We start from the raw sequence: 3,552 nt of genomic DNA, 5'->3' as shown, positions 1-3,552 counted from the left end.
CGCCCTGGAAGCGCACCACCACATCGGCCCGGCTGGACAGCCAGTCGACGATCTTGCCCTTGCCCTCGTCGCCCCACTGGGCGCCGACAACCACGACGTTGGCCATGGGATTCTCCGTTGTGATGTCAAACCGTTATTGAAGAAGGCTCCGCACCTCCCGGCCGCGGTGCTGCATCGCGACCGGGAGGTGCGGTGTCTTTCTCGCCCAGTCGGCACCGGCTGAACGCCGATGCGGATGCCACTTCGCTGTGCACCGCTCTTGCGGCCGAAGCCCGGCGGCCGAATGGGGCCATTTGTGTTCAAAGCGACTGAAGCCTTGATTCAGGACTTGAACCGGTTGGGGTCGAAGGCGCCCGGCGGCAGCGATGACAGGGCTGCCGGTGGTGGGAACGGGTACCGCAGATAGGGTGCCTGCGGCTGGCCGGGAGGCGAATATTGACCATCGGCGAGAATGCGCTTCTTCGCGGACATCTGCACGACCTTGCAGCGGAAGGTCGTGATCTGTGCCGGTGCGAAATCATCGATCGGCGTGTAGTCGCGTTCTGGGCGGTATTTCTCCAGCACCTCATATTGCTGGCGCCGCACGGCTTCGAGATCCTCCGATGGATCGACGTGGCATCGTGCGAGCACGCTGTAATATTCGAAGCTGGTGTTTTGCCCCTTCGGCGCCTTTAGCAGAGCGACCAAATGGTCGATCTCGATGGTCACGTGCGGATTGCGGTGGATCAGTCCGGCCATTCGTCCGAAGCGGGAGCAGTGAAGTAGAAACACCCCGTCAATAAACCGGTAGCTCTGAGCCAAAACATAGGGAAAGGGATCGTCATGGATTGCGATACGGCAGACGACCTGGTCGGCAAGAAATTTCGAAATGGCCTCCCAGTCGTTCCATGCTAGGTCGGAACGCCGCATGCCATTGTCGAAATAGGCCGGTAGGGCAGTGGAGCTGTTCATTCTGCTTCGTCCCGATCAGCGGATGGCGAAGATGCCCTCGACCTCGACGGGGGCATCGAAGGGAAGGCTCTTGACGCCGATGGCGATGCGGGCGTGCTCGCCCCGCTCGCCGAAGGCCGAGGTCATGATCTGCGAGGCGGCGTTGATGATGGTCGGTGCATCTGCAAATCCTTCATCAGCGGCAACGAAACCACCCAGCCGGATGCAGCGTTCGACGCGGGTGAAATCGCCCTGGCAGGCGTGCTTCAACCAAGCCAGGACATTGAGGGCGCACAGTTCAGCTGCCTCCCGCGCCTGATCGACGGAGACGGTGCCCGGAACGCGGCCGACCCAGACCGGCTTGCCGTCCCTGACCGGCAATTGGCCGGACACATGAACGATTCCTCCATGTACGACATAAGGTTTAAAGGCTGCCGCAGACATTTGGATGTCGGGCACGTTTCGAAGAAGATCGTGGTTCAAAACCATGTGAAGCCCACCTTGCAGATATAATGAATTGTCGGAGCACGTAACAATGACAGTCCCGCCGCGCCGCCGCGCGCGCGCGGGCGCCATGTTTGCGCGTTCTCTCGCCAATCGGGATGCAAGCCCCGCGACAGCCAAATGGTCGCGCCCTGTCGGAGTGCAGTTTGGCATTCTTGCGACAGAGGTTGGCGCCGGCTCGCGAGCAGGCGCATCAGAAGCCGGATAGTCTCCTGTACGAACAGTTATGGGAGGCCACAATGAACATCTGCGCGAGCGATCGGCTTGAGAGGCTGCCGCTTTGTAGTTATCACCGGTTCCTTCTTCTGATCATTGGCCTAGCGTTCTTCTTCGATAATCTTGATCTGGCCATGATGACCTACCTTCTGGGGTCGATAAAGGCGGAGTTCGGGCTTACGACGGCTGAAGCCGGAATGTTGGGGAGTGCCAGTTTCGTCGGCATGGCGATCGGCGCGGTTTGTTCGGGTTTGTTCGCGGACCGGTTTGGAAGGAAACCGCTCTTTCAAATGAGCATGATCGTGTGGGGCGTGGGTAGTTATCTGTGCTCGACAGCGACGGACCCCCTGACGCTCGGGGTGTACCGGTTCATCCTCGGGATTGGCATGGGGATGGAGTTGCCGCTGGCGCAGACGCTGCTTTCCGAATTCATTCCAGCGAAGCGGCGCGGCAAGTATCTGGCCCTCATGGACGGAAACTGGCCGATCGCGTTCATCTGTGCCGGATTGATCTCCTACATGGTGTTGCCGAGCTACGGCTGGCGCACGATGTTCGAAATCGGCGCGGTTCCGGCGCTCTTCCTGTTCGCCATCCGGCGCTTCGTGCCGGAGTCCCCCCGGTGGCTGGAATCGCGGGGACGGGCCGCCGAGGCTTCGGCCATCGTGGACGGCATTGAAGGCACCGTGAAGAAGCGACTGAAGCTCACCGTACTGCCCCCGGTGATCGCCAGAACGGCGGGCAGCGCACCGGCATCGATCGGTCTGCGTGATCTGTGGAGCGGCGTCTACCGCCCCCGCCTCCTGACGGCATGCGCATTGTGGTTCTTTGCGCTTCTCGGTTTCTACGGGCTCAGCACTTGGCTCGGCGCGCTTCTGCAGCAATCCGGCTACGACGTGACGAAGTCGGTTCTCTACACGGTCTACATTTCGACCGGTGGTATCCCCGGGTTTCTCTGGGCGGCCTGGGCCGTCGAGCGCTGGGGGCGCAAGCCGACTTGCATCATCACGCTGCTCGGCGGAGCCCTCGCGGTCATGACGTACGGTTACGTCGCTCTGGGAAACCTGGGCATTCCGGCCCTCTTCGCATCCGGTTTCTCGATGCAGTTCTTCCTGTTCGGTATGTGGGCCGTTCTCTACACCTACACGCCGGAACTCTTCCCGACCGGGGCGCGGGCATCCGGTTGCGGCCTGTCTTCCACGGCCGGTCGCATGGGGTCCCTCATCGGCCCGACCACCGTCGGCATCATCCTGCCCGTCGCCGGAACGACTGGGGTGTTCGGGCTGGGCGCGGCTTGCTTCGTCATGGCGGCGCTTGTCATCTACAAATTCGGCATCGAAACCCGCGGTATGTCGCTGGAAGAAATTGCCACACACACGGAAGAGATGAATGTCGAGCCGGCTCTCGCCGGTTCCCGGCAGCAGTCGACCTGATGGCCGCACTGGCCGGTCCTGCACGACCCGGCGGAACTTGGGGGTAATAACAGGGTTGGCGGGTCGCAGTCATGGCCTAATGGCTTTGCCATTCCGGTCAAAGCCATGATTGGCGGGGGAGCGTGCAAACTTGGCGTTCTCCCGCGCGCAGGCACAGGGCGGACCGGGCACAATCGGGCCTGAGTACCGGCGGCATCATCTCCATGAGCCATGCCGCCGATGTTGCCAGCCGATAGAGAAATTTACTTTGGAATGCTCCAGGTCCGAAGAATGCCTGAATGAGCCTTAAGGAATTTACTGTCGAAACCCACCCCAAAAGCGAGTTTTTACCATGACGAGAATGACGGCGGCGGAAGCGGCGGTGCGGGTGCTGGAGCGGGAGGACATCGACGTCTGCTTCGGCGTCCCCGGCGCCGCGATCAACCCCTTCTACGCGGCGATGCAGCGGCGCGGCACGATGCGCCATGTGCTG

Annotated in this window: 5 protein-coding genes; 2 read left to right on the top strand and 3 right to left on the bottom strand. The window is 61.5% G+C overall.

Going from position 1 to position 3,552, the window contains the following annotated elements:
* From TSH20_RS34305 to TSH20_RS34295, 3 genes are all read right to left on the bottom strand, one after another.
* Window positions 1-106, bottom strand: a 106-nt coding sequence (locus TSH20_RS34305) for an adenylosuccinate synthetase (RefSeq protein ID WP_146207516.1), incomplete at its 3' end; no start/stop codon positions are given.
* Window positions 107-321: 215 nt separating this feature from the next.
* On the bottom strand, window positions 322-951 hold the full coding sequence (locus tag TSH20_RS34300) for a pyridoxamine 5'-phosphate oxidase family protein (protein WP_199232169.1): 630 nt from the start codon (window positions 949-951) through the stop codon (window positions 322-324).
* Window positions 952-966: 15 nt separating this feature from the next.
* Entirely contained in the window at window positions 967-1,419 is a 453-nt protein-coding gene (locus TSH20_RS34295) for a RidA family protein (protein WP_109157748.1), read from the bottom strand.
* 254 nt (window positions 1,420-1,673) lie between these two features.
* Between TSH20_RS34295 and TSH20_RS34290 the strand changes: the two genes are divergently transcribed.
* Both TSH20_RS34290 and TSH20_RS34285 read left to right on the top strand, forming a co-directional pair.
* Window positions 1,674-3,080 carry an MFS transporter gene (locus tag TSH20_RS34290; RefSeq protein WP_109157750.1) on the top strand — a complete coding sequence of 469 codons (1,407 nt, stop codon included), beginning with the start codon at window positions 1,674-1,676 and terminating at the stop codon, window positions 3,078-3,080.
* Window positions 3,081-3,411: 331 nt separating this feature from the next.
* A partial coding sequence (locus tag TSH20_RS34285) for a thiamine pyrophosphate-binding protein (protein ID WP_146207515.1) occupies window positions 3,412-3,552 on the top strand: 141 nt, incomplete at its 3' end.

Source organism: Azospirillum sp. TSH20 (assembly GCF_003115935.1).
In the GTDB taxonomy this organism is placed as follows: domain Bacteria; phylum Pseudomonadota; class Alphaproteobacteria; order Azospirillales; family Azospirillaceae; genus Azospirillum.
Note: the sequence above shows the minus strand (reverse complement) of the source record. Positions and strands in the feature narration are given on the sequence as shown.

What these genes read in the sequence shown, in the direction of transcription:
- TSH20_RS34290 (WP_109157750.1), top strand. Translation starts at nt 1,674, where the DNA reads ATGAACATCTGCGCGAGCGATCGGCTTGAGAGGCTGCCGCTTTGTAGT.
- TSH20_RS34295 (WP_109157748.1), bottom strand. Translation starts at nt 1,419, where the DNA reads ATGGTTTTGAACCACGATCTTCTTCGAAACGTGCCCGACATCCAAATG.
- TSH20_RS34300 (WP_199232169.1), bottom strand. Translation starts at nt 951, where the DNA reads ATGAACAGCTCCACTGCCCTACCGGCCTATTTCGACAATGGCATGCGG.